This is a genomic window from uncultured Roseobacter sp., from assembly GCF_947499265.1.
Lineage (GTDB): Bacteria > Pseudomonadota > Alphaproteobacteria > Rhodobacterales > Rhodobacteraceae > Roseobacter.
This window is the reverse complement of record NZ_CANMNK010000002.1, coordinates 571,795-595,402: the sequence shown is the minus strand read 5'-3', so window position 1 is coordinate 595,402 and position 23,608 is coordinate 571,795. Positions and strand designations below refer to the sequence as shown.

The 23,608-nt window shown below is 60.0% G+C and carries 24 protein-coding genes; 8 read left to right on the top strand and 16 right to left on the bottom strand.

Annotation, left to right across the window (positions count from 1 at the left end):
* Positions 1 to 20: 20 nt before the first annotated feature.
* Positions 21 to 1,436: a PLP-dependent aminotransferase family protein gene (locus Q1A63_RS07575; protein ID WP_298969681.1), complete on the bottom strand. Its 1,416-nt coding sequence runs from the start codon at positions 1,434 to 1,436 to the stop codon at positions 21 to 23.
* Positions 1,437 to 1,529: 93 nt separating this feature from the next.
* Here Q1A63_RS07575 and Q1A63_RS07570 point away from each other — a divergent pair, with 93 nt between their 5' ends.
* Positions 1,530 to 1,763, top strand: a complete 234-nt coding sequence (locus Q1A63_RS07570; protein WP_298969682.1) for a DUF1127 domain-containing protein — start codon at positions 1,530 to 1,532, stop codon at positions 1,761 to 1,763.
* Positions 1,764 to 1,935: 172 nt separating this feature from the next.
* On the top strand, positions 1,936 to 2,400 hold the full coding sequence (locus Q1A63_RS07565) for an NUDIX domain-containing protein (RefSeq protein WP_298969683.1): 465 nt from the start codon (positions 1,936 to 1,938) through the stop codon (positions 2,398 to 2,400).
* A 45-nt stretch (positions 2,401 to 2,445) separates the two neighbouring features.
* Here the strand turns inward: Q1A63_RS07565 and Q1A63_RS07560 are convergent, their stop codons facing one another.
* Entirely contained in the window at positions 2,446 to 2,874 is a 429-nt protein-coding gene (locus tag Q1A63_RS07560) for a PaaI family thioesterase (RefSeq protein WP_298969684.1), read from the bottom strand.
* Positions 2,875 to 3,219: 345 nt separating this feature from the next.
* Between Q1A63_RS07560 and trmFO the strand changes: the two genes are divergently transcribed.
* The 3 genes from trmFO to gluQRS are packed head-to-tail and all read left to right on the top strand — an operon-like array spanning position 3,220 to position 6,063.
* Entirely contained in the window at positions 3,220 to 4,575 is a 1,356-nt protein-coding gene (gene trmFO / locus Q1A63_RS07555; RefSeq protein ID WP_298969685.1) for a methylenetetrahydrofolate--tRNA-(uracil(54)-C(5))-methyltransferase (FADH(2)-oxidizing) TrmFO, read from the top strand.
* Between the two features lie 22 nt (positions 4,576 to 4,597).
* Positions 4,598 to 5,212, top strand: a complete 615-nt coding sequence (locus tag Q1A63_RS07550) for a methyltransferase domain-containing protein (RefSeq protein ID WP_298969686.1) — start codon at positions 4,598 to 4,600, stop codon at positions 5,210 to 5,212.
* Positions 5,209 to 6,063 carry a tRNA glutamyl-Q(34) synthetase GluQRS gene (gluQRS, locus tag Q1A63_RS07545; RefSeq protein ID WP_298969687.1) on the top strand — a complete coding sequence of 285 codons (855 nt, stop codon included), beginning with the start codon at positions 5,209 to 5,211 and terminating at the stop codon, positions 6,061 to 6,063. Before Q1A63_RS07550 ends, gluQRS begins: the two co-directional genes overlap by 4 nt.
* Here gluQRS and hisI read toward each other — a convergent pair.
* Positions 6,060 to 6,443, bottom strand: coding sequence for a phosphoribosyl-AMP cyclohydrolase (hisI, locus tag Q1A63_RS07540; protein ID WP_298969688.1), 384 nt, complete (start codon positions 6,441 to 6,443; stop codon positions 6,060 to 6,062). The genes gluQRS and hisI overlap by 4 nt on opposite strands.
* A 78-nt stretch (positions 6,444 to 6,521) precedes the next feature.
* On the opposite strand from hisI, the gene Q1A63_RS07535 reads away from it, so the two are divergent.
* On the top strand, positions 6,522 to 6,974 hold the full coding sequence (locus tag Q1A63_RS07535; protein ID WP_298969689.1) for an iron-sulfur cluster assembly scaffold protein: 453 nt from the start codon (positions 6,522 to 6,524) through the stop codon (positions 6,972 to 6,974).
* Between the two features lie 64 nt (positions 6,975 to 7,038).
* Complete coding sequence (locus Q1A63_RS07530) at positions 7,039 to 8,433, top strand: methyl-accepting chemotaxis protein (RefSeq protein ID WP_299631154.1); 1,395 nt, start codon at positions 7,039 to 7,041, stop codon at positions 8,431 to 8,433.
* A gap of 193 nt (positions 8,434 to 8,626) precedes the next feature.
* On the opposite strand, the gene Q1A63_RS07525 is transcribed toward Q1A63_RS07530, so the two are convergent.
* The 5 genes from Q1A63_RS07525 to Q1A63_RS07505 all read right to left on the bottom strand — a co-directional run bounded on the left by Q1A63_RS07525 (position 8,627) and on the right by Q1A63_RS07505 (position 14,289).
* Positions 8,627 to 8,755: a hypothetical protein gene (locus Q1A63_RS07525; RefSeq protein WP_298969691.1), complete on the bottom strand. Its 129-nt coding sequence runs from the start codon at positions 8,753 to 8,755 to the stop codon at positions 8,627 to 8,629.
* A 97-nt stretch (positions 8,756 to 8,852) separates the two neighbouring features.
* Positions 8,853 to 10,943, bottom strand: coding sequence for an ATP-dependent DNA helicase RecG (gene recG / locus Q1A63_RS07520; protein WP_298969692.1), 2,091 nt, complete (start codon positions 10,941 to 10,943; stop codon positions 8,853 to 8,855).
* Positions 10,940 to 13,060 (bottom strand): NAD-dependent DNA ligase LigA, encoded by a 2,121-nt coding sequence (gene ligA, locus Q1A63_RS07515; RefSeq protein ID WP_299631153.1) that lies wholly within the window; start codon positions 13,058 to 13,060, stop codon positions 10,940 to 10,942. Before ligA ends, recG begins: the two co-directional genes overlap by 4 nt.
* 132 nt (positions 13,061 to 13,192) lie before the next feature.
* The gene (ctrA, locus tag Q1A63_RS07510) at positions 13,193 to 13,912 is read right to left on the bottom strand and encodes a response regulator transcription factor CtrA (protein WP_298969693.1); all 720 of its coding nucleotides are present in this window, start codon (positions 13,910 to 13,912) and stop codon (positions 13,193 to 13,195) included.
* Between the two features lie 98 nt (positions 13,913 to 14,010).
* Entirely contained in the window at positions 14,011 to 14,289 is a 279-nt protein-coding gene (locus Q1A63_RS07505) for a DUF1153 domain-containing protein (protein ID WP_298969694.1), read from the bottom strand.
* Positions 14,290 to 14,415: 126 nt separating this feature from the next.
* Here Q1A63_RS07505 and mnmA point away from each other — a divergent pair, with 126 nt between their 5' ends.
* The gene (mnmA, locus tag Q1A63_RS07500; protein ID WP_298969695.1) at positions 14,416 to 15,558 is read left to right on the top strand and encodes a tRNA 2-thiouridine(34) synthase MnmA; all 1,143 of its coding nucleotides are present in this window, start codon (positions 14,416 to 14,418) and stop codon (positions 15,556 to 15,558) included.
* 106 nt (positions 15,559 to 15,664) lie between these two features.
* Here mnmA and lpxB read toward each other — a convergent pair whose 3' ends face one another.
* The 8 genes from lpxB to rseP all read right to left on the bottom strand — a co-directional run bounded on the left by lpxB (position 15,665) and on the right by rseP (position 23,606).
* The gene (gene lpxB / locus Q1A63_RS07495; RefSeq protein WP_298970469.1) at positions 15,665 to 16,816 is read right to left on the bottom strand and encodes a lipid-A-disaccharide synthase; all 1,152 of its coding nucleotides are present in this window, start codon (positions 16,814 to 16,816) and stop codon (positions 15,665 to 15,667) included.
* A complete protein-coding gene (gene lpxI / locus Q1A63_RS07490) occupies positions 16,816 to 17,607 on the bottom strand; it encodes a UDP-2,3-diacylglucosamine diphosphatase LpxI (protein ID WP_298969696.1) in 792 nt (263 codons plus the stop codon). Before lpxI ends, lpxB begins: the two co-directional genes overlap by 1 nt.
* The gene (gene lpxA / locus Q1A63_RS07485; RefSeq protein ID WP_298969697.1) at positions 17,607 to 18,389 is read right to left on the bottom strand and encodes an acyl-ACP--UDP-N-acetylglucosamine O-acyltransferase; all 783 of its coding nucleotides are present in this window, start codon (positions 18,387 to 18,389) and stop codon (positions 17,607 to 17,609) included. The genes lpxI and lpxA overlap by 1 nt, the downstream gene beginning before the upstream one ends.
* A 6-nt stretch (positions 18,390 to 18,395) precedes the next feature.
* A complete protein-coding gene (gene fabZ / locus Q1A63_RS07480) occupies positions 18,396 to 18,854 on the bottom strand; it encodes a 3-hydroxyacyl-ACP dehydratase FabZ (protein WP_298969698.1) in 459 nt (152 codons plus the stop codon).
* A gap of 81 nt (positions 18,855 to 18,935) precedes the next feature.
* On the bottom strand, positions 18,936 to 19,496 hold the full coding sequence (locus Q1A63_RS07475) for an OmpH family outer membrane protein (RefSeq protein WP_299404498.1): 561 nt from the start codon (positions 19,494 to 19,496) through the stop codon (positions 18,936 to 18,938).
* Positions 19,497 to 19,500: 4 nt separating this feature from the next.
* Complete coding sequence (gene bamA / locus Q1A63_RS07470; protein WP_298970470.1) at positions 19,501 to 21,792, bottom strand: outer membrane protein assembly factor BamA; 2,292 nt, start codon at positions 21,790 to 21,792, stop codon at positions 19,501 to 19,503.
* 230 nt (positions 21,793 to 22,022) lie between these two features.
* Entirely contained in the window at positions 22,023 to 22,154 is a 132-nt protein-coding gene (locus tag Q1A63_RS07465) for a hypothetical protein (RefSeq protein WP_298969700.1), read from the bottom strand.
* 99 nt (positions 22,155 to 22,253) lie between these two features.
* Complete coding sequence (rseP, locus tag Q1A63_RS07460; protein ID WP_298969701.1) at positions 22,254 to 23,606, bottom strand: RIP metalloprotease RseP; 1,353 nt, start codon at positions 23,604 to 23,606, stop codon at positions 22,254 to 22,256.
* Between the last annotated feature and the right edge of the window lie 2 nt (positions 23,607 to 23,608).

Below are 23,608 nucleotides of genomic sequence, written 5' to 3'. Positions count from 1 at the left end.
GTATTATTTTACCCCAAAATTCAGACGCTGATTTGCTCCGGCGGGTTGTCCAGCAGCTGGCAAAGGCGCGTCATGGCTGCCTCGAAGCTTCCGATCGACACGCCAGCATTGACCGCCATCCGCACAGCATGCGGCGCGCGCGCCTCGCGACACACAAACTCCTCGGCGGATCTGATTTGAACACCGACCGCTTCGGCGGCCTGACAAAACGCCCCTGCCCGCCAGCCCATCGGCAAACGCAGCCAGAGGAAGGGCACATCCTCGCGCCAGCTCAGATCGTGGCCGCCGAGAATATTGACCGCGCTTTGCACATATTTGTTGAAGGCGCGTCGGGTCTCGCGTGTCAGATCGTCAATCTGCGGATGCACTAGCAGCAAGGCCGCCAGATCGCTCAACGGCGTGGCCAGTCCAAAAAAGCTGTGCTCCGCTGTCCGGCGCAGGACCGACCATTTGCCTTCGGGCGCAATCGCAAACCCAAGGCGCAGGGCGGGCGTGACCGTCTTTGCGATGGAGGACACATACCACCCCCGCTCCGGGGCCAGCATTCGGTAAGAGGGCGCCCGGTTCACGCCCATCCGGTAACAATCGTCCTCGACGATCTGCACATCGTACTGTCGGGCGATTTTGGCGATCTCCTCGCGACGGGCCACCGGTGTGAAGCCGCCCGTGGGGTTGTGCACCTCCGGCGATGTGCACAGAACCTGCGCGTCATGCGCCCTGACGGCCGCTTCAAGCGCGTCGGGGATAATGCCCTCCGCGTCCATCGGGACAGGCACCACATCCGCCCGCAACATCTCGGCGGCACGGCGAAATCCGGGATACGCCAGCTCTTCAATCAGAACCGTGGGTTTGCGCCCCTCCAATATCGATTGCAGGATCATCAGTATCCCGTTCTGACCGCCGTGACAGAGCACGATATCCTTCTCCCCCAGCGGCCCAAGCGGTGTGCCTTCCAACCACCGCAGCACCGCCCGGCGCGCCGGACGCGCGCTGTCGCGGCTTGGATAATGCATGATGCCGGAGGGCGGGTTCGCCGCAACCTCGGCCATCAGATGGCGGATCAGCTTGTCCTGACCGACACAAGGCAGATGCGGGGAAAACAGGCTGACATTGTATTGATCACTGTCTTCCTCGGCACTGTGCGGGATCACGTCAATCTCGATCGGCGCATCAAAGACGCGCGCAGCCCGCGGCGGCGCCACAAAGGTCCCGCGCCCCACTTCGGCCTGCAGCGCACCTTCGTCCGTCAATATCGTATAGGCGCGGGCGACCGTGCCGGGTGTGATGCTCAATTTCCACGCCAGATCACGCACCGGCGGCAGTTTGTCACCGACCTGTAACGCACCCTTTTCAATGCCGTCACGTATCGTTGCGACAACGGCGCGGTATTTGGGTCCCTGCCCGGCGATCAGTTCAGGTTGCCAAATTGTATCCATTACAATGTTTTCCTAGCGTCTTTGTACCCGTTATCGTATCAATACAGCATGGCGGAAACGTCTTATTGTGTCAATACAATTTAGGAGATTCCCATGACACACGCAATGACACCTTCACCCGACTCCATGGCCTATCTGAACGAGGCCAAGACGATGCCCACAGTGGCCATCATCGCGGTAGAGTTTGCTGTCTGCGTGTCCAAATGGGCCACACGCCGCCGCACCAGACGCGCGCTGAAACAGCTGACTGTCTGGCAGCTGGACGATGTGGGACTGACACCGAGGCAGGCTCGTAACGAGGCGGTCAAGGTGTTCTGGCGCGCGTAACCTCCCCGGTACGCCCCCAGACCTCTTCCTCAAGGCCGGGCTTTGTCCCGGCCTTTTTTTTGCACCGCTATTTTCCGCGCCGATTGCCTGCTCCGTTGGAAAACCGGCGCTTTGCCAAGCCCCCGCGATCCCCTAAACAGGGCGGTAAAACATACAGCGCGAGGCGGAGATCATGGCAGAAATTCCAATCAGGTCGTTCATTGCATCCCTCTTCGCCATCCGAAGAACCCAAACGCGGCACGAAGTTCTCCTGCTGAAGAGAACACAGACGCTGATTGGCGCATGGTGTCAGGTGGCAGGCAGCATCGAGGAAGGCGAAACAGCCTGGCAAACGGCCTTGCGCGAACTTGATGAAGAGACGGGGTTGCAGCCTGAAGCACTATATTCGGCGGACACCTGCGAGCAGTTCTATGAAGCAGACCGTGATGCGATTACGATTGCGCCGGTCTTTGTTGCCTTCATCGACAGCGCCGCCACGGTTTCACTAAACCATGAGCACAGCGAATACCGATGGGTGAGCTTCGAAGAGGCCCGTGAGATGGTCGCCTTTGGCGGGCAGCGACGCGTTCTGAGCTGGATCGAAGACGAATTTATCAAGAGACCCCCGAGCAAGCATCTGCTGATTGAGAGCGTTTAGATCCGCGCCACGACGGTCAATCGGGGCTCACAGCAGAGATTGCCCTTACGGTTGGCGTTTGGGCGGGATCGCATAGGTCAGGCTCGCGCGCGCGACGGGTTGCGCCATGCCTTCCGAATAGATCAGCACATCACTGACGGACAATTGCTTGCCCAGCTTCAACAGCTGCACCTCTGCAATCAGATCGACACCTGCCGCCGGTTTCCGCATGAAATCGATAGAGCAATTGGTGGTCACCGCCAGAGCCTGCGGGCCGATCATCGCCATGGTGACGATATAAGCGGATACATCGGCAAGCGCGAACATCGCAGGCCCCGACACTGTACCACCAGGGCGCAAGTGCCTGTGCTGAACATTCAGCCGCACCCTCACCCGATTTGGTTTGACCTCTTCAATAGTGAACTCGCCCTTCACCTGCTCGAAGACCTGATCGAGAAACGCGCTCATTTCCGCGGCGGTCATTTTTACGTCCATCGTTCAGCCCCCTTTGACGGTGCAGAGTTGTTCGAAACGCCCACAAGGGCAAGCCAGCATATGGTTTGCGAACATTTTCCGTAACGTCCGATGATTGTTTCCAAATCCGGTCCGGAGAGTTTCTACCTGCGGTATTTCAATTCGGGCAGGAACGTGGCAAGACTGCGGCAAGGCCTTAAGCGCCATGACGCTTTTGGGTCGCCGTGGGCGGAAGGTCCCTCCAAACCAGTCTCTCGCTGGTTCGACATTCCCGCAGCGGCGACCCCAAAATGCCCCCTCCCCCCTGACAGCGAAAGCATCACCTCTCATGTTGCGCGCGCCCGGTCGCTGCCTTACATGACGCCCATGGCGACAGAACTTCATATCATTGGCGGCGGCATGGCCGGATCCGAAGCAGCATGGCAGGCGGCACATCTGGGTGTGCCGGTGGTGATCCATGAAATGCGCCCCAAGGTGGGCACCTTCGCGCATCAGACCGGGCTCTTGGGGGAGATGGTCTGTTCCAATTCCTTCCGCTCCGATGATGACGAGCAAAACGCAGTCGGGCTGCTGCATTGGGAGATGCGTCAGGCCAACGGCTTGATCATGCAGACGGCGGACAAACACCGCTTGCCCGCGGGCGGTGCACTGGCCGTCGACCGCGATCCCTTTGCACAATCGGTGACAGACGCGCTGATGGCGCATCCAAACATCCGCATCGAATATGGTGAGATCACTGAGCTGCCGACCGATGGTCAATGGATCATCGCGACCGGCCCGCTGACGTCATCCGCCCTGGGCGCGGCCATTGCTGCCGAAACCGGCACGGACGCGCTGGCGTTTTTCGATGCGATTGCCCCCATCGTCTATTTCGACAGCATCGACATGTCCAAGGCCTGGATGCAATCGCGCTATGACAAGGGCGAGACGGAGGAGGAGCGCACCGCCTACCTCAACTGCCACATGGACCGCGATCAATACGAGGGCTTCATCGACGCGCTGATGGCGGCAGAAAAGACCGAGTTCCACGAGGGCGAAACGGCGGGTTATTTCGACGGATGCCTGCCCATCGAAGTGATGGCCGAGCGGGGGCGCGAAACCCTGCGATTTGGGCCGATGAAACCCGTCGGCCTGACCAACCCGCATGCGCCAGACGTAAAGCCCCATGCCGTCGTGCAGCTACGCCGGGATAACAAGCTGGGCACGCTTTACAATATCGTGGGCTTTCAGACTAAGATGAAATACGGCGCGCAGACGGAGGTTTTCAAACGCATTCCGGGGCTGGAGAACGCCAGTTTTGCGCGCTTGGGCGGCATTCACCGCAACACCTTCCTGAATTCCCCGACGCTCCTGGACGGTCAGATGCGGCTGCGGTCACGTCCGAATATCCGCTTTGCCGGGCAGATCACGGGCGTCGAAGGCTACGTCGAATCCGCCGCGATGGGTCTTCTGGCCGGGCGATTGGCGGCGGGTCAGATCCTGGGTCGGCCCGTTGACACGCCGCCCCCCAGCACCGCAACCGGCGCGCTGATCACCCATATCTCGGGCGGCGCCGAGGCCAAGACCTTCCAGCCGATGAACGTGAACTTCGGTCTCTTCCCCCCGGTTGAGGGTTTCAAGGGTGGTCGGCGCGGGCGCAAAGACCGGTACAAAGCCTACACGGATCGCGCGAAACTGGCGTGGCAGCAGTGGCTTAACCCCGAGGCACTGGACGCCGCCTGATCCGGGCGGTTATCCTAGGCGGATGGGACAAGGATTTTTAGACAAGGCTTACGCAGCCCGCGACGCGGCACAAACACGTGCATTGTATGACGACTGGTCAGACAGCTACGAGGCCGAGGTCGGCAAAAACGGCTATGCCACGCCCGGGCGCTGCGCCGAGGCGTTGGCAAAATTCACCGATGATCAGACCGAGCCGATCCTTGATTTCGGCTGTGGCACCGGGCTATCCGGGCTGGCACTGAAACTGGCCGGATTTGCGGAGATCGACGGGTTCGATCTTTCCCAGGAGATGCTGGCACAGGCCAAGGCCAAGCGGCTCTACCGGGAGCTTCATCAGATCGAAGCCGATGCCCCGTTGCCTTTCGCACAAGGGACGTACCCCGCGATTGCGGCCATTGGTGTGATCGGGGCGGGTGCCGCGCCTATCTCGCTGCTCGACACGCTGATGAACGCGTTGGGACGCGGTGGCAAACTGGTGTTTTCGCTCAACGATCATGCGCTTCAGGATCGCGCCAATGAGGCCCGTCTCAACGAATGGACCGACTGTGGCGCCGCCTGTCTGCTGTTTCGCGAGTACGGGCCGCATCTGCCGGGCATCAACCTGAAGTCCAACGTCTACGTGCTCGAAAAAGCGTGACGCGCACCACCCGGTTTGCCCCCTCGCCGACGGGACCATTGCATTTGGGTCATGCCTATGCGGCGATGGTGGCCGCCGACATGGCCGCCGAGGGGCGGTTTTTGCTGCGCATTGAAGACATCGACCAGGGCAGATCGCGCGCGCAGTGGGAAACCCAGATTTATGAGGATCTGGCCTGGCTCGGGCTGCAGTGGGAAACGCCGGTCTGGCGCCAATCCGATCATATGGGCCTCTACGCACAGGCGCTGGACGATCTGTGGGATCATGGGCTGCTTTATCCCTGCACCTGCAATCGGCGTGACATTCAAGAAGCGGCTTCCGCCCCACAGGAAGGTGGCGCAGCGAAATACGGCCCGGATGGGCTGATCTATCCCGGCACCTGTCGGCACGCGCCACGCCCCGGAGCACGCCCGACCGACACGGCCCTGCGCCTGGATCTGAACAAGGCGCTGGACGTCGACAGTATCCGCTTCACCGAAACCGGCGCGGGCCCTGATGGCCAAACCGGAGAGATCACGGTGCCGCGCGATACTCTTATCCGAAACGTTGGCGATGTCGTGCTGGCGCGCCGCGACATGGGCACCTCCTATCACCTGTCAGTGGTTGTGGATGACGCAGCACAAGGCATCACCCATGTCACCCGCGGCGCGGATCTCTTTGAGGCCACGCAAATTCACGTGGTGCTCCAACGGCTTCTGGATCTGGAAACGCCGATCTACCATCACCACCGCTTGATCCGAGACACTCAGGGCAAACGTCTTGCCAAACGCGACGATGCGCGCGCGATTGCCAAATACCGCGCCGATGGCAAGACGCCGGCAGATATCCGGCGCATGGTTGGTCTGCGTTAGGCGCCAGACGGCATCGGCTGCATCAATTCAGTCTCGCCTGCAGCGGAGACCCCGGTGTAAAAGCACGAACGCCGGTTCGTGTGACAGGCGGGCCCGGTCTGACGCACCTGCATCAGCAGGCAATCGCGATCACAATCCACCCGCATCTCGACCAATTCCTGCACATGGCCGCTGGTCTCGCCCTTGATCCAAAACACCTGCCGCGAGCGGCTCCAATAGGTCACGCGACCGGTCTCCAGCGTTCGCGTGACACTGTCGCGGTTCATCCACGCCATCATCAGCACATCGCCATTGTCGACGTCCTGCGCAATGGCCGGGATCAGACCTGCGGCATCATAGGTCAGCGTCGCGGGGTCGAAGGGAGCAAGATCATTTGACATCGCGAAAACCTTTTTGCTTCTCTGGCGCCAAGTCTTATGTATGGATTAACGTGTTAAAGGAAAGCCATAAGGTGTCTCATGTCTGGTGAAAATGACCTGATCAATCTGTATTCGGGCCGTATTCTGGCGCTCGCCGCCGATATCCCGCATCTGGGCCGGCTGGATGCACCGATGGCATCGGTCAAGAAACGGTCGCCTTTGTGTGGATCGGCTGTAACGGTCGATCTGAGCGTAGAAGACGAACGCGTCAGCGCCTATGCGCAGGACGTAAAAGCCTGCGCCTTGGGTCAGGCCGCCGCCGCCGTGACCGGGGGGGCCATCATCGGCCGCACCCTGAGCGAGCTGGAAGCCGCGCGGGATGCATTGCGCGCGATGCTGAAGGACGACGGCCCCGTGCCCGCCAGCCCATTTGACGGCTTTGAAGTCCTGCAACCCGCCCGCGATTACAAGAACCGCCACGCCTCCATTCTGCTCAGCATCGAAGCCGCTTGCGAGGCCATGACACAGGCGCTGCAAGCCGATTGTGCCTAACGGACATTAGCACTTTTTAAGTAAAATAGTGTCAATAAGACCCCGCAGCACGGCGCGGGGCCCTATGAACACGCAACCACAATTTTCCGAAAACCAGCAAACAGATCGCCTGACAGAAGCGGCAGCCGCATTGGGGTATGAGATTGTAGACATCGCCGGGTTTCTCGACCTGGTCGAAGAACATGCCCGCGCGCAACGCAGCGGTCTCACGGTCCTGGATGCGCGCGCCACTGAAATGGTGCAGGCGAATTCCGACGTGCGCAGCGCCGTGCGACAAATGGCTCAAAGCACCGACGAGACCGCGCATGATGTGAAATCATCCGCTGAGCTGATGCGCACAACCGGCGAAAAAACCCGCAATGTGGCAGGTTGGGTTCAGGACCTGGCGCAACGCACCGAAGCGGTCAGCGATACTTTGAGCGCTGTCAAAAGCAACAATCTGCAGATCGCGAATATCGCCACGCAGGTCAACACCCTCGCGATTAATGCAAAAATCGAAGCAGCGCGGGCCGGTGACGCCGGGCGCGGATTTGCGGTTGTCGCGGAAGCAATCAACGAATTGTCCCGGAAAACCCGCGAAGCGGCGGTCGAGATATCGGACAATATCGAATCCCTGACCAGCTGGATTTCCAACCTTGGAAAGGAAGCCTCCGGCGTGGCGACCGAAGCTGCGGATATATTGGAAAACGCGGGCGGCACCGACAGCGCCCTGGGCCGGATGGAAACCTCCATCGCCTCGGCAAACCAGCAGGCCAAACGCATTGCCGAACAGGCCGAGCGCATGCAATCGGCCATCGAAGATTTCACCCCCGCGCTCGCTGGGATCGATGAAGCGGTCGCAAGCACGACATCCGGGATCGAAACGACGCATGAGCGCGTGTTGCGGCTCATCGATACGTCAGAAACGATTGTCCAGACCACGGCCCTGCTGGGCGGCGATTCTGCGGATACGCCGTTTATTGCACGCATCCAGACGATGGCGCGGGATCTGTCTGAATTGATGGAAAACGCGGTTGATCAGGGGGATATTTCAATGTCTCGATTGTTTGACCGAAACTACCGCCTGATCCCCGGCACCAATCCTGAGCAGTATCTTACCGAGTTCACCACGTTGATTGACAAGATTTTACCCCCTATTCAGGAGCCAGCGCTGGAGCTGGACAGCAAAGTCGTCTTCTGCGCGGCAGTGGACAACAACGGCTATCTGCCCACCCATAATCGCAAGTTTTCGCATCCGCCCAGCGACGATCCGGTCTGGAACACCGCCCATTGCCGCAACCGCCGTATTTTCGACGACCGCGTGGGGCTGAAAGCCGGGCGCAATACGCAACCCTTTCTCTTGCAGGTCTACCGCAGGGACATGGGCGGTGGCGCATTCACCATGATGAAAGACCTCTCCGCGCCGATTTCCGTAAAAGGAAGGCATTGGGGGGGATTGCGCCTCGCCTATACATTCTAGAACATATCGGGCAAAAAAAACGCCGCACGTTCTGAACAGAACGGCGGCGTGAGGTAAAGCAATGCTCACGTGGGACCCGGGCAAGCGCGGTGAGGAAAACCTCAGTTAAAGACCAGGAACAGGCAGTGTTAGTCTTTAGGACCAGTTTGGGGAGAAAACTGGCGCTTGCACGGCGCGAGATCGCAGGCAGAAATCAGATAAACGCAGGCAGATGCAGACCGACCACAAGCATCACGATCAAAGCAGCGGCACCAGCTGCGTCTTGCAGCAAAGTCGCATGGGATCGGGTTGCGATACCTTTGATCTGTAAAAATGTGGTCATGTGAACCTCCTGCATTTGTTGCTACTTTGTTCTCATATTTTTAATCCTTTGTAAAGAACTTAAAGAGAACATTTGCGAGCAAAATGCACCAGATTGCTTAACCCACTGAAATCAAACGGATCGCTTCCTCCTGTCGCATCAGCCACAAAAGCAGACGTGCCGCCTGACCTCTGTCGCTTTGCAGGCCTGGGTCCTCCGACAGTAAATGCCGCGCATCGCTTTGTGCAATTGCCATGAGGCCAGCCTGCCGTTCCAGATCGGCCACCCGGAACCTCGGCACACCAGATTGGGCGGTTCCGATCAGATCGCCAGCGCCGCGCATCTGTAAATCCGTCTCGGCAATTGCAAAACCATCCTCGGTTTCGCGCAGCACTTCCAGTCGCTTGCGGCCGTTTTCCGACAACGGAGATTGATAGAGCAACAAGCAGGTGGACGCGGCATCTCCCCGCCCGACCCTTCCCCGCATCTGGTGCAACTGCGCAAGCCCAAAGGTTTCGGCCCGCTCAATCACCATGATTGTTGCGTTTGGAACGTTCACGCCCACTTCGATCACCGTGGTTGCCACCAGCACCTTGGTGTCACCTGCTTGAAACCGCGCCATGGCCGCGTCTTTTTCCGCTGCGGGCATCTGGCCGTGCACCAAGCCGACGATCCCCTCGCCCAGTGCGGCACGCAAATGTTTGAAACGTTCTTCGGCGGCCGTCAGATCAACCGCCTCGCTTTCCTCGACAAGCGGGCAGACCCAGTAACACTGGCGGCCCGCGTCAATGACCGTGCGCAACCGCGTCACCACCTCATCCATCCGCCCGGTACTGATCAGGGCGGTTTTGATCGGCTGTCTGCCGGGCGGCTTTTCATCAAGGACGGAGACATCCATGTCACCATATTGCGCCAGCGACAAGGAGCGCGGGATCGGCGTCGCGGTCATCACCAGGACATCAACCGCCTCGCCCTTGCGACCTAGCTCCAGACGCTGACGCACACCAAAGCGGTGTTGTTCATCGATGATCGCCAATCTGAGATCGCGAAATGCCACATCCGCCTGAAACACCGCGTGGGTGCCCACCAGCAAATGAATGTCCCCGCGGGCCAGGGCATCCAGTTTTCGGCGACGCTCAACGCCCTTGTCGCGTCCCGTCAGCACCGCCAAAACGACACCCGCCTCTTCGGCCAGCGGCACCAGGCTTTCGTAATGTTGCCGCGCCAGAATTTCCGTTGGCGCCATCAAAACCCCCTGCCCAGCGGCCTCCACCGCGCGCAGCAAGGCCATGAATGCGACAAGTGTTTTTCCGGCACCGACATCCCCTTGCAGCAACCGGTTCATGCGCATCGGACCCGCCATATCGGCGTTGATCTCCGCAACGGCGCGCTCCTGAGCAGACGTCGCCTTGTAGGGTAAGGCGGCGATGACGCGGGCCTGCAATTGACCGTCGCCAATGCTCACCCGCCCGGGCTTACGCCGCTCCGTGGCGCGGGCCAATGCAAGGGTTAGTTGATGCGCGAACAACTCGTCATAGGCCAACCGCTCGCGGGCGAGCGCCGTCGGCAGCAGATCTTCCTGACGCGTCGGCGTATGGGCCATCTGCACGGCAGCGTCGAAATCCGGCCACCCCGCCTTTGTTTTTTGTGCCGCATCTATCCATTCGGGGAAATCCGGCACCAAAGCCATGGCCGCGCGTGTTGCCTTGAACATGAGCTTTTGCGTGACCCCGGCAGTCAGCGGATAAACCGGCTCAAAATCAGGGATGCTATCGGCTTCCGCCTCCGGCACTATGTGGTCCGGATGCACCATTTGCGCAATGCCATCAAAGGCTTCGACCTTGCCCGAGACAATGCGGCGGCTGCCCTCGGGCAGAGCTTTGCTCCAGTAATCACCGCGCGCATGAAAAAAAACCAGTTGAAAGAACGTCTCGGCATCCTCGACATGAATCCGGTAAGCCCCCCCCTTGGCGCGCGCGGCCATATGCCTGCCAACGGTCACGGCCACGGTCAACGTGGCGGGGAGCACGGCACCCTCAATGGTAGGTCGCAAACGCCGATCAATCCCGGAATACGGGAGCGTGAACAGCAAATCCCGCGGAGCCTCAACACCAAGCGCCACCATATGAGCCGCCGTTTTCGGCCCGATGCCTTGTAGCGTTCGCAATTCAGCGAAGAGCGGAAAAAGACGTTCCGGCCGACCGGTCATATGTCTGAAATCAAGGCGAGCCAGCCATCCTCATCAAGGGTTTCAATCCCAAGATCCGCAGCCTTTTTCGCTTTCGAGCCAGCCCCCGGCCCTGCGACCAGCAAATCCGTCTTCGCCGAAACGGAGCCCGATACTTTCGCCCCTAACCGCTCGGCGCGGGCTTTTGCTTCTGCACGCGTCATTTTCTCCAGCGTCCCTGTGAAAACAACGGTTTTGCCGGCAACGGGGCTGCCTTGGGTGTCGGGGCGTTCGACAGGCTGGACCGTGAGCTCGGCAACCAGGCGATCGATCGAAGCACGCTCGGCAGGCTGCGCAAGCGTTTGCGTCAGAGAGCTGGCCATCACGGTGCCAACCCCGTCAATCGCATTCAAATCGTCCCAGGCGTCGCCGGATTGATCAACTGCCGCGCGCATGGCTGCGTCGAAATTCTCCCAGCTGCCGTAATGCAGCGCGATCATGTTGGATGCGGCCTCGCCCACATGTCTGATGCCAAGCGAAAAAATCAGGCGCGGGAGCGGGATTTGCCGTTTTTCGTCAATGGCGTCAAAGAGGTTGGTCGCGGATTTTTCGCCCCACCCTTCGCGGTTCTTGAGCTGTTGCAACCCGTCGCTGAACCGGGCGCGCAATGTGAAGATATCAGCAGGTTCCTTGATCCATTGGTCGGCGTAGAATTGTTCCACCTGCTTGGCGCCAAGACCTTCGATATCAAAGGCCGCGCGTGACACGAAGTGTTTCAACTTCTCCACCGCCTGCGCCGGGCAAATCAAACCGCCGGTGCACCGCCTGACCGCGTCACCTTCTTCGCGGATGGCATCGCTGCCGCATTGTGGACAGACCGTCGGAAAAACAAAGCGTTCCGCGTCGTTCGGGCGTTTGCTCAGGTCCACATCCGCGACTTTGGGGATCACATCACCGGCGCGGTACACCTGCACCCAGTCGCCAGCGCGAATATCCTTGCCCTCGCGGATGGTCTCACCCTTGCTGTCTCTACCCGCGATGTAATCTTCATTGTGCAGCGTTGCGTTGGAGACCACGACCCCACCGACAGTGACCGGCGACAGGCGGGCCACCGGGGACAAGGCGCCTGTGCGCCCGACCTGAATGTCGATGGCTTCGAGCCGCGTCCAGGCGAGTTCAGCCGGAAATTTGTGCGCCGTTGCCCATCGCGGCGTTGTCGACCGAAAGCCCAACCGCTCTTGCAGGGTCAGGTCGTTCACCTTGTAGACGACGCCATCGATATCATACTCAAGGGTGGCGCGCATTTCTTCGATCTGCGTGTAATGCTCAAGCATTTCCTGCGGACCGGCGCAGAGTTTTGTCAGAGGGTTTACCGAGAACCCGAATGCAGCCAGTCGCGCAATGGCGTCCATCTGCGTCTTTGCCAGCGGCTCCGAGAGAGCCCCCCAGGCATAGGCGAAGAAGCGCAATGGCCTGGATTTGGTGATGCGCGCATCCAATTGGCGCAGCGACCCCGCAGCCGCATTGCGGGGATTTGCAAAGACTTTGCCGCCGCTTTCCGATTGCCGGGTGTTGAGCGCTTCGAAATCCGGATGCGACATATAGACTTCACCCCGCACCTCAAGCACATCGTGTGCGCCGGGGATGTTTTCGGGAATGTCTGAGATTGTGCGCGCGTTGGCAGTGACGTTTTCGCCAACCGACCCGTCTCCGCGGGTCGCGGCCTGGATCAGTCGCCCATTTTCATATCGCAGCGAAAGCGACAGACCATCAATTTTGGGCTCGGCGGTGTAGGTGAGGGTGTCGTCCTCCGACGTTCCGAGATATTTTCGAACACGTGTGTCAAAGTCGGTAATGTCATCGGCGTCAAATGCGTTTGACAAAGACAGCATCGATATCGCGTGGGTGACCTTGGAAAACCCTTCCGCTGGGGCTGCGCCCACTTGGTCGGAGGGGCTGTCGGCGCGTTTGAGGGCCGGGAAACGCTCTTCAATGGCGGCATTGCGCCGCTTTAATGCGTCATATTCGGCGTCAGAGATTTCGGGTGCATCCTGACCGTGATAAGCCAAATTTGCCTGCTGCAGTATTTTGGAAAGCTGCGCCAGTTCGGCCTTTGCGGACGTTTCGTCCAACTCTTCAATACTTCTCAAAGACGCCAAGACCTGCCCCTTCACCGCTGCCTATCATCGTAGATATGCGCAGGTCAGGACCAGGTCCAGTCGAATTCAGTTTCGAAATGTCGCGTCTCCGGTCCGGCACCAGCCCCCTGGGCCGGACCATCAGCGCTGCATTTATGCGCCCACAGCAAGCCGCTGCGGATCGTCGACTTGGTTGGGCTCCGGGTCACGCAGCACATAGCCGCGCCCCCAGACTGTCTCGATATAGTTTTCGCCGCCTGTCGCAACGCTGAGTTTCTTACGCAGCTTGCAAATAAACACGTCGATAATCTTGAGCTCCGGCTCATCCATACCGCCGTAAAGATGGTTCAGGAACATTTCCTTGGTCAGCGTTGTGCCTTTACGCAAGGAAAGCAGTTCGAGCATCTGATATTCTTTGCCTGTCAGATGTACCGCTTTGTTGTCCGCGCTGACGGTCTTCGCATCCAGGTTGACCGAAATCAGCCCTGTGTCGATCACCGATTGCGAATGGCCTTTCGAGCGCCGGATGATCGCGTGAATACGCGCCACCAGCTCTTCGCGGTGGAAAGGTTTGGTCAGATAGTCATCTGCGCCAAATCCGAACCCTTTGATCTTGTTCTCGGTATCATCCGCACCGGACAGGATCAGGATTGGTGTCTCGATGCGGGAAAGACGCAGCTGCCGCAGCACTTCGTGACCATTCATGTCGGGCAGGTCCAGATCCAGCAGAATCAGATCGTAATCATACAGCTTTGCTAGATCGATCCCCTCCTCACCAAGGTCTGTCGCATAGACATTCAGGTTTGCGTGGGTCAGCATCAATTCAATGCTTTTCGAGGTCGTGGGGTCGTCTTCGACAAGCAGTACGCGCATAATTTTCTCCGCATCGGATGAACGTTTATCTCGGAATTAACCGTGAACAAAAAAGGTTAACCACACGTTACCGTCAGCAAGAATGTTATCGCGACAACTTAAGGTTGTCTATATTTTTGTAGTGCTGTTGCCTTCAGAGCATCCTCGCCATGCTCCGAAACGGCCTTAACCCACTCCTGGAACTCATCTTCGCTGATCTGATATTTTTTCAACGCATCGCTTTGCGTGATCAGCCCGTAGGCAACCCCACGCACCACCGCAGCCTTGCGCGACGCCACCCAACGCCGGGTGTTCGCGGGCGGAAGGTCCGCAAGCGTCATTACCGTGCCATCAGCCAAGGTCACAGATCGTGGCCCATCAACTTTCTTCAGATACATCACTCATACCCATATCTACTCAGTTGATCGGACCTTGACCTCATCGCCTTAAAGACCGATGAAGCCGCCTCTTGAGAGTAATTAGGATTTTCCTATATTTTCTCAGAATATCCGGAGACCCGTGACATGCCGCTTGACCACAAGCCCCAGTTGAACTCGCTTGGCTTTGCCAAAGCGCCCGCCGACACGCGGGTCGTCGTGGCCATGTCCGGTGGCGTCGATAGCTCCGTTGTCGCTGCTATGCTGGCCGAAGAGGGCTATGACGTGGTCGGCGTGACGCTGCAACTCTACGATCACGGTGCGGCGCTGGCCAAGAAGGGCGCCTGCTGCGCAGGGCTGGATATTCATGATGCGCGCCGAGTGGCGGAGAAGATGGGTTTCCCGCATTATGTGCTGGATTATGAGAACATTTTTAAAGATGCGGTGATTGACGAGTTCGCGGACAGCTATCTTGGCGGGGCCACACCAGTGCCCTGCATCCGCTGTAACGAGCGGGTGAAATTCAAGGATCTTCTGGAAACGGCCAAGGACCTTGAAGCCGATTGCATGGCCACCGGGCACTACATTCAGCGCAAGGTCGGCATGCAAGGCGCTGAATTACATTCGGCTGCCGACGCCGCTCGGGATCAGAGCTATTTCCTGTTTTCCACAACGCCTGAGCAGTTGGAATTTCTGCGCTTTCCTCTCGGCCACCTGACGTCAAAAGCAGAAACACGCGCCGTGGCAGCCAAATACGGCCTGAGCGTCGCGGACAAACCTGACAGCCAGGACATCTGCTTCGTGCCCAATGGCGATTACGCCTCGGTCATCCGAAAACTGCGTCCCGAAGCCGCCGATCCCGGTGAGATCGTGCATGTCGATGGGCGCGTTCTTGGCCAGCACGCCGGTGTCATTAACTATACCATCGGGCAACGGCGCGGACTGGGGATCGGCGGTCTGGCAGATCCGCTTTACGTGGTGAAGCTCGATGCAGATACCAAAACCGTGGTTGTCGGGCCCAAAGAGATGCTCGCCACCAGAACGGTTCCGGTGCGCGAGATCAATTGGCTGGCCGATGCGCCTCTCACCTCTCGTGACGCATGGCACGTTGCCGTCAAGGTGCGCTCCACCCGCCCGCCGACCGATGCCATCATCCGCCCGATCAGCGAAACCGAGGCGAGCGTCGAACTGCTTACCCCCGAAGAGGGCGTCTCACCTGGTCAGGCCTGCGTCTTTTATGATCCCGACAGCAGCCGCATTTTCGGAGGCGGCTGGATCCACAAGGGCTGAAGGACGGGTCGCTGCAACATGCACTGCCCTCTCGACAAACTGTTTGGCCCGCTCGGGCCAAACGCATCGTGTCAGGCGCAGCCTGTCCTTTTACCAAAAGCGGCGCTCACAACCGCGCCAGAACGGCGCGGGCGGCGCGCAGCCCGGGATCCTCGCCCCCCTCGCCCAAGCGCGTCATGGTGACCTCCATCGCTGCCAATTGCGCCTCCGGCGCCTGCATAATGTCGAGCAACGCTTCTCCGATCCGATCAGGCTGACAATCAGGGCCCAGGAAGTCAGGAACCACCCGCGTGTCCGAAACCAGGTTGACCAGGGTCACGGTGTCCACCGAAGCCATCGCGCGGATCAACCGAAAGGTGAGCCAGTTCATTTTGTAGGCAATCACCATCGGCGTGCGCGCAGCGGCCAGTTCCAAGGACACGGTGCCCGAGGCTGCCAGAGCGATATCCGCTGCGCGAAAGGCCGCGCGTTTGAGATGACCCGCCTCGGCCAACGTCCTGCCGCGCGGATCCAGAACCACTGCTTTTACAGGCCAGTCCGCAACCGCATCCCGCACCAGCTCCGCCACCGGGGCCGCTGCCGGCACCACCACCTTCAGATCGGGATGGCACATCAGAACCGGTGAAACGGATTGCCCGAAGACCGCAGCCAGCCGTGACACTTCCCCGCGGCGAGACCCCGGCAGAACCATCAGAACCGGCGCATCGCCAAGGCCGTATTCTGCGCGAAAGGCCAATGCGTCCTCCGCGCTTGCCTTGGGCTCCGCCACCACCGGATGTCCCACGAAGTCACAGACCATGCCGTCCACGGTCATCAGCGGCGGCTCAAACGGAAACAGCGCCAACACCTGGTCGATGACCTGCGCCATCTTTTTCGCCCGCCCCGCACGCCAGGCCCAGACGGTCGGCGCCACATAATGCACCGTGCGGATGGTGCTGACGGATTTCACCCGGCGCGCCACCCTGAGTGAAAAATCCGGGCTGTCGATGGTGATCAGTACATCGGGTGCCGCCTTCACCACAGCCGCCGCAGTTTCGTTGATGCGGGCCATCAGCGCCCGATATTTGGGCAGGATTTCCGCAATTCCCATCACGCTGAGCTCTTCCATCGGGAAGCGACTGACCAACCCCTCGGCCTGCATGTCGGTGCCACCAATGCCATCGAACTGCACCTCTGGCAGAAGCTGTTTCAACCCCTTCATCAATGCGCCGCCCAGCTTGTCGCCTGAAGGCTCGCCCGCGATGATGAAAACCCGCATCAGCCCGGCGTGCGCGCCCAAAGGACCAGACCTGCCGCCTCCGCAGCGGCCACTGTCGCCTCAGGCTCCAAAAGAATGACCTGGCCCGCATCCACCACAACCCCGGCCAAACCGGCGGCGGCGGCAGCGGCAATCGTGCCGGGGCCAATAGCGGGCATATCCACGCGCAGATCCTGGCCCTGCTTGGGCCGTTTGACCAAGATCGCCCGGGCCTTGGCCGCCGCAGCGGGCAATGTGCGCAGGAGATGATCCGTCCCCCCCAGCGTCTCGATGGCCCAGACCTGCCCGGCGCCGACAACACAGCCCTGCCCCACATCCAGCGGGGCCAGGGCGGCCAGCACAGCCGCGGCACGGGTCACATCTGCCTGCATCTGATCATCGGGCTGCGCGGTAGACAGCACGCCCTCAGGCACCAGGATATCCGGCGCCAGTTCATGCGCGGCCCGCACCGTGAACCCCTGCGCCTCGAAAACCGCGATGACAGCCCGCAGCGCCCCGTCATCCCCGGATCCAAGCGCCTTCATGATCACGGGCACAAAGGGCAAGGTCGCCGCATCCAGCGCTGCTGGATCAACCGGTGGCCGCTCAATCGCACCGCACATGCAGATCTCCGTCACCCCTCGGGCCTTGAGATCGCCCAGCAATGTACCCAGGTGCTCCAAGCGAAAGGTGATATCTGCCGTCAGGTTGTCTGGTTCAAAGCCTTGCAAAACACAGATCAACGGCGGTGTTGACTGCGCCCCTGCAATGCGGGCGGGCAACCCCCCGCGCCCTGCGATCAAGGCCAGCATCAGCGCGGCGTCAGGAAGTGACGGTCGCTGCCCGCCAGGATGAAATCCACGATCTCGCGCACATAGTCGCTGGTGGTCTCATCCGCCAGACGCCGGGCGCGGTCGTGGAAGGTGCCTTCGCCCTGGGCCAGCATCTGAAATCCCGCCCGCAACGCGGTGATGTCCGCGCGCGAGACGCCGCGGCGCTTCAGCCCCACCAGATTAAGCCCGTCAAGCTCGCCGCGCGGGGCCTGTACCAGACCGTAAGGGATCACATCATTGGTCACCATGGTCACGGCCCCGATGATCGCCCCGCGCCCGATGCGCACGAATTGATGCACACCGGACAGACCGCCCACGATCACGTCATCCTCCAGCACACAGTGCCCGGCAATGGCCACGGAATTCACGATGATGCAGCGATCTCCGAGGATTGCGTCATGGGCAATATGGCAGCCCGCCATGAAAAGCCCGTCATCGCCGATCCGGGTAATGCCGCCCCCACCTTCGGTGCCGCAATTCATCGTCACATGCTCACGGATGCGGTTGCGTTTGCCGATCACCAGCCGTGTGGCTTCGCCCTTGAATTTCAGATCCTGCGGGATCTCCCCGATCACCGCGAAGGGAAAAATCTCTGTATCCTCGCCAATCTCGGTCTGGCCCGTCACCACCACATGGCTCTTGAGGTGCACGCCCGCGGCCAGAGAAACCTCCGGCCCCACGATGCAAAACGGCCCGATCACCGCAGAAGGGTCGATCTGCGCGCCCTCTTCGATGACGGCGCTGGGGTGAATATTGCTCATGCGCAGCTACCCCAGATCCATCATCGCGGTGAATTCACACTCTGCGGCCATTTCACCATCGACCGACGCCCCCCCCCCAAAGCGCCAGACCTTGCCACCTGGCTTGCCACGCAGGGTCTGCAGCTGCATTTCAAGCACATCGCCGGGCACGACCTTGCGGCGGAACTTGGCCTTTTCGATCGCCATGAAATAGACCTTCATCTCCTTATCCGCCATCTCCAGCGTCACGCCCACCATCACGGCAGCGGTCTGCGCCATCGCCTCGATGATCGTGACCCCGGGCATGATCGGAAGCCCCGGAAAATGGCCCTGAAAATGCGGTTCGTTCATCGTGACATTCTTGATGCCCTTGGCCGATGTCGTGCCGTCAATATCGACCACCTTGTCCACCAGAAGAAACGGATAGCGATGCGGCAGGATCCGCTGAATCAATTGGATGTCAGCGCTGGTGGTCGGGCTTGTCATGTCAGGTGTCCTTTTGTCCTCAAGGGCTTGACCCTCTGCCTAGCAACTCAGTGAGGGCGGAGCAAGCATCGTGCAACCGGCTCAGGGCTTGGGCACATCGCTCCCATCCCCCAAAACCGCATCTAGGCGTTCCACGGCGGTTCGGGTGATGTCGATGGCGTTGGAGCTGAGAAAAACCGACCGGCGCTCCATGATGACCGCGGCCCCGGCTTCGCGCATGAGCATTTCCAGAACCGGTGCCGCCGCGTTCAGAAAGACGACGCGGCGCTCTTCCAGCGCCACATTCAGATCCCGCGTCTTGGCATCCTGTCTGCGGCGGGTGGATTGCACCTTTTCATCAAAAGCATCCGCCAAAACCCGAAACTCCGCCGGGGTCATTGTGCCGCGTTTATCGGTGAGTTCTTTTTCCTCGGCGGAAAGCTCTTCCTCGATCCGACGGTTTTCAGCGGCGAGTTCGGCACCCCGCGCTTCGAATTCTTCGACCGTGCGCTGACCAAAGGCACTGTCTGAAAACAGCTTGTCGGAATCGATGGTCAGGATCGGGCTTTGCACCGGTCCGACCCGCTGCGCCAGAGCCTCGCCACCCCCAAGGCACAGCCAGACCGCCATCAAGACAGTCAGAAGCCGTGCCGCGGGTGCCATCGGATCAGAACGTTGTGCTGAGCGTCAATTCGAACGACTGATCGCGGTCAAACTCTTCTTTCCGCAGCGCGTCGGTGAAATTGAACCGGAGCGGGCCGACAGGCGTGTTCCACAGGATCGCAAACCCGATCACGTGGCGGAATGAGCCGCCCTCACCCACGATATTGCCGCCTGCGACGTTCACATCGCTCAGATCCCACAAGTTGCCAACGTCGTAAAAGAGACCACCGGTGATGCCATATTCCTCTGGCAGCCCCAGGGGGAATTCAGCTTCGAAACGTGCCGCCACATAGAGGTTGCCGCCCAGCGGATCTTCGGGACCGGTTGTCAGGTCGCGCGGACCAATGCCGCCCGGCTCGAAGCCGCGGATGATGTTGGAGTTCAGCAGGAACCGGTCCACCGCACGGTTTGTGCCGCTCTGCCAGGACAGCGCGCCACCTTCGAGGGTCGCCCGCAGGGTGACCTCTTCGCTCAGAACCTTGGTCTGACCAACCACTTTTGCCGTGGTCTTGATGTATTGGCTGTCGCCACCGAGCCCGGCAAAATCCTGTGCGAACTCCAGCAGGTAGCCGGAGTTTGGATCCAGACCGGTGATCCGGGTGTCGTACGTCAGCTCATATCCGATAGCGCTGCTCAACTGCTCACCGGCTGCAATTTCATTGCCGATGACCGGGCCATTGACCGGTGTGTCACGCTGCTGCATTTCCGAATCTTCCAGCGTATAGCGCAGCTGCAGCCGGGTGTTTTCGGCCACGGGGAAGGTCAGCGACGGCTGGAACAGGAACCGTTCCGTATCATAGGTGGTGAAGGAGCTGTCCGTCTCGGCGATATCGAACCGCAGACCAAGCGCGACTTCGCGGCCCAGGAACGACGGCTCAATGAAGTTGATGCCATAACGACGGGAATCTTCGGTGGTCGAGACGTTCAGAGCCAACCGTTGACCACGTCCGAGGAAGTTGTCTTCGGCAAACCGAATGGCAAAGCCCAGACCATCGTTGTTGGAGAAGGAGGCACCGAAACTGAAGGACCCTGTCGGCGCTTCGACAACATCCACATCGACCACCACCTGATCAGGTGACGTGCCCTCGCGCGCGTTCACTTCTGCGGTCTCAAAATACCCCAGCGCCCGGATGCGTTCCGCAGCTTCGCGAATCTCACGTGGGTTGAACGGGTCGCCCTCAACGCTGGTGAACTGGCGCCGGATCACCTGGTCCAGCGTGGTGGTGTTGCCTTCGATATCAATCCGCTCGACAAAAACACGCGGGCCGCGCGACAGCACATATTCGATGTTCAGGCGCAGGTTCCGGTCGTCGCGTGTCACACGCGGCTCGACCCGCAGGAAATCAACACCGTCACGCAGGGCCTGCCGCTCCATGCGCGCAATATCCGTTTCCAGCACGGTCGGTGAATAGGTGACACCCGGTCTGACCTTGGCGACCTCGCGGTACACATCCGCATCCACACCCGGGATGTTGCTGGTGACGGAAATCTCGCCAAACTGGAATTTCTGCCCTTCTTGCACATTGAACACCAGGAAATAGGCATCGCGCTCTTCCGTCAGCTCGGCGTTGACCGAGTTGGTGCGAAAGTCGATGTAACCGCGCGACAGGTAGAAATCACGCAGCAGCTGTTTGTCGAACTCGATCCGATCTGCGACCAGCAAATCCGCCCGGACAAAGGCGCGGAAGAGCCCGGCCTGCTTGGTGTCCAGCACGCGGCGCAACCGGCGGTCGGAATAGGCGCGGTTGCCCACAAAACTCAGCCGTTCGATCTCGATGGTGTCGCCCTCGAAAATCTCGAACACCAGATCGACGCGGTTGTCGGAGCGCCGGATGATTGTCGGTGACACTTTCGCCGCCAGACGCCCGTCATTGGCGTAGGCTTCAGCGATCAGCGCCGCATCGCGCTCGGCCTGTGCGGGGTTGAACACGCGACGCTCGTTGGAATTGATGGCGGCGGCCAGCGCCTCATCGTTCAGCCGGGCATTGCCCTCAAAGCTGATGCGGTTGATCGTCGGGAATTCTACAACCGTGATCCGGAGCGAATTGCCTTGCGGGTCGAAATCCACCGTCTCGAACAATCCGGAATCGATAAGCCGTTGAAAAGCGGTGTTCAACTCGGCGGCATTCAGGGTTTGACCGCGTGCGATTCCCGCCCGGGTGAGGATGGCCGCATCGCCGACCCGCACGTTTCCGTCCACGGTGATGGTGTTGAGCGTGTATTGCTGCGCCAGTACCGGTGTGGGTGGTGCCAACCAAACCACTGATAAAAGCAGACAAAAACTGCCGAGTCGCATCAGCGATTTGAGTGCGTTGAAATGCCCAAGCTGACGCGGACCTGTGCCCGATGTGCCCCGATTCATGACCTGCCCCGATCCTCAGATTTTAGTTAATATCTGAGTACCGATAATGCCGGGTATTGTCAAAACCATGTGGCCAAAAAACGGCACACAACTACATGCGCGCCGGTTTGGCTGGATTTGTAAATATTTGCGAGGCGCGCTGGCGCGTCAGATATGGCCGGAAATCAGCCGAAAGCCGTGCCAATCCAGGCACCGGCACCGAGTGCCAGACCAATTGTACCAATATAGAGCGCGCGATCCCAGTTGAGATCCATCAGCAGGCTAAGACCACGGTATCCATTATGTATCGCTTGCATTGCAGTTCTCCGATCTCGTCACCGAAGAACTACCGAAGGATTGCGGCGTGAATTTGTCCAATTGTGGCACAACTGGGGCAATTTGGCCCAGCCATTGGGTTACGGGCAGAAAAGATCGTTGCCCAAGGCAAAGAGCATCAGGGTCAGCACCGTCGCCAGCCCGAAGGTCATCAATACCCGCAGCGCCTTGTCGCTGGGCGGTTTCCCGGTGACGGCCTCATAGGCGTAGAACACAAGGTGTCCGCCATCCAGCGCTGGCACTGGAAAGAGGTTCAGCAAGCCCACGGCTGTGCTCAGCACGGCAATGAACCACACGAAAGATTGCGCGCCCTGGCTGGCCATGGTGCCAGAGACCTGGGCGATACCAATCGGCCCGCTGAGATTGCAGGTGCTGATGGCCCCGGTGATCATATGACCCAGACCAGACAGCGACCCTTCGATGATGCGTCCGGTTTGGCGGACACCGCTCATGATCGCCTCGCCGACCCCCGGCGTTTGAGTTGCGGGCTCAAACGCCAAACCGCCCGCAATGCCGATCCGCCACTGCGTAGCAAAGCCGCCATCGGGTTGCGGCTCATCCACACGTTTCGGTGTCAGTGTCACATCAAGTTCTTCACCATCGCGCCAGACCCGCAGGGCAAGTGACGCGCCCTCGCCGCCCTCAACCGCCGCCTTAAGCTCGTCAAAGGCAAAGATCGGCGCCCCATCAATAGCGGTGATCACGTCGCCCACGACCAGCCCGGCCCCGAGCGCGGCGCTCTGCGGGCTCACGCCAGTCACCAGCGGCGGCAAGAGATAGGCCCCAGGCACATCGCGTTCCGAACCATCGCGGCGCACGGTGTAATCCAGCACAGGCACCACCGGCACGGCATCGATGAAATCGGCATAGGCCACCGCGTCTTCCATGCTGGGCACCGGCACGCCATTGATGCCGATCACCTCATCGCCAACCTCCAGACCGCGATCTGCAACCGGCAAGGGGCGCAATTCGCCAACCGTCAGGGGATCACGGGACACACCGCTGGTCAAAACCACGGCGGCAAACACGATGATCGACAGGGCAAAGTTGAAAATCGGGCCTGCCGCGACGGTTGCCGCCCGCGCCCAAAGTGGCGCACCGTGCATGGTGGCGCGTAGCCGTTCAGGATCATTTTGCGCCGCCGCCATCGCGTCTTCGTCCTTGCCCGAGGCGGCATTGGCGTCGCCTGCAAATTTGACGTAGCCGCCAAATGGCAAGGCCGCGACCTGCCATTTCGTACCGCGCCGGTCCATGCGCGACCACAGCACCGGACCAAAGCCCAAGGAGAATACATCCGCGTGAATCCCCGACCACCGACCGACGATGTAATGGCCGTATTCGTGGATGGCGACGATCACGGAAAGCGCCAGCACAAATGCCGCAAGTGTCCAGATCAGGCCGCCAAACTGCGGGATCAACGCGAAAATATCCAATT

Coding starts and splice junctions, on each gene's coding strand:
- Q1A63_RS07575 (WP_298969681.1), bottom strand. CDS start 1,436: ATGGATACAATTTGGCAACCTGAACTGATCGCCGGGCAGGGACCCAAA.
- Q1A63_RS07570 (WP_298969682.1), top strand. CDS start 1,530: ATGACACACGCAATGACACCTTCACCCGACTCCATGGCCTATCTGAAC.
- Q1A63_RS07565 (WP_298969683.1), top strand. CDS start 1,936: ATGGCAGAAATTCCAATCAGGTCGTTCATTGCATCCCTCTTCGCCATC.
- Q1A63_RS07560 (WP_298969684.1), bottom strand. CDS start 2,874: ATGGACGTAAAAATGACCGCCGCGGAAATGAGCGCGTTTCTCGATCAG.
- trmFO (WP_298969685.1), top strand. CDS start 3,220: ATGGCGACAGAACTTCATATCATTGGCGGCGGCATGGCCGGATCCGAA.
- Q1A63_RS07550 (WP_298969686.1), top strand. CDS start 4,598: ATGGGACAAGGATTTTTAGACAAGGCTTACGCAGCCCGCGACGCGGCA.
- hisI (WP_298969688.1), bottom strand. CDS start 6,443: ATGTCAAATGATCTTGCTCCCTTCGACCCCGCGACGCTGACCTATGAT.
- Q1A63_RS07535 (WP_298969689.1), top strand. CDS start 6,522: ATGTCTGGTGAAAATGACCTGATCAATCTGTATTCGGGCCGTATTCTG.
- Q1A63_RS07530 (WP_299631154.1), top strand. CDS start 7,039: ATGAACACGCAACCACAATTTTCCGAAAACCAGCAAACAGATCGCCTG.
- Q1A63_RS07525 (WP_298969691.1), bottom strand. CDS start 8,755: ATGACCACATTTTTACAGATCAAAGGTATCGCAACCCGATCCCATGCG.
- recG (WP_298969692.1), bottom strand. CDS start 10,943: ATGACCGGTCGGCCGGAACGTCTTTTTCCGCTCTTCGCTGAATTGCGA.
- ctrA (WP_298969693.1), bottom strand. CDS start 13,912: ATGCGCGTACTGCTTGTCGAAGACGACCCCACGACCTCGAAAAGCATT.
- Q1A63_RS07505 (WP_298969694.1), bottom strand. CDS start 14,289: ATGTATCTGAAGAAAGTTGATGGGCCACGATCTGTGACCTTGGCTGAT.
- mnmA (WP_298969695.1), top strand. CDS start 14,416: ATGCCGCTTGACCACAAGCCCCAGTTGAACTCGCTTGGCTTTGCCAAA.
- lpxB (WP_298970469.1), bottom strand. CDS start 16,816: ATGCGGGTTTTCATCATCGCGGGCGAGCCTTCAGGCGACAAGCTGGGC.
- lpxI (WP_298969696.1), bottom strand. CDS start 17,607: ATGCTGGCCTTGATCGCAGGGCGCGGGGGGTTGCCCGCCCGCATTGCA.
- lpxA (WP_298969697.1), bottom strand. CDS start 18,389: ATGAGCAATATTCACCCCAGCGCCGTCATCGAAGAGGGCGCGCAGATC.
- fabZ (WP_298969698.1), bottom strand. CDS start 18,854: ATGACAAGCCCGACCACCAGCGCTGACATCCAATTGATTCAGCGGATC.
- Q1A63_RS07475 (WP_299404498.1), bottom strand. CDS start 19,496: ATGGCACCCGCGGCACGGCTTCTGACTGTCTTGATGGCGGTCTGGCTG.
- bamA (WP_298970470.1), bottom strand. CDS start 21,792: ATGCGACTCGGCAGTTTTTGTCTGCTTTTATCAGTGGTTTGGTTGGCA.
- Q1A63_RS07465 (WP_298969700.1), bottom strand. CDS start 22,154: ATGCAAGCGATACATAATGGATACCGTGGTCTTAGCCTGCTGATGGAT.